1 pseudogene is annotated in these 409 nt (G+C 62.6%); it reads right to left on the bottom strand.

The features are described 5' to 3' along the window. Window positions 1–62 precede the first annotated feature (62 nt). Window positions 63–409: pseudogene (locus tag ACWTU8_RS33075) on the bottom strand (glycosyltransferase family 2 protein); the annotation flags it as partial.

Raw genomic sequence — 409 nt, forward strand, 5'->3', positions numbered from 1 at the left:
GCCAATGCCTACGACGACAAACCGGACAAGCCGTATGGCGGCGAATTTTCGTAGAAGCCGGCTCATTTTTCAGCAGTCGCGGCGGCTTCGCCTGATCCGCCGGGCTGGCCGGCTTTCAGCCGCTTGACCGGGATTTCCAGGACACCGAGCAGGAATGCCGAGAAGAAGGCCTGGAACGAAATGACAATCAGGCTCAGGCCCAGCACGACGATGCGCGGGATTTCGGAATCGTTCAGCGGACCGAAGCCAAGATGCGCCCAGCGCAGCACCGCATAGCCGAAGAACAGGACGCCGCCGGCAAAACAGATGCCGGCATTGGCGGCAAGACGGTCGGTGCTGATGGTCCTGGTCAGCCAGTCGGACCCGCGGCTGCGCGGCAGGATGCCGGTGATCTCGGCATAGTATCGCG

This window comes from Mesorhizobium sp. BHbdii, assembly GCF_053848045.1.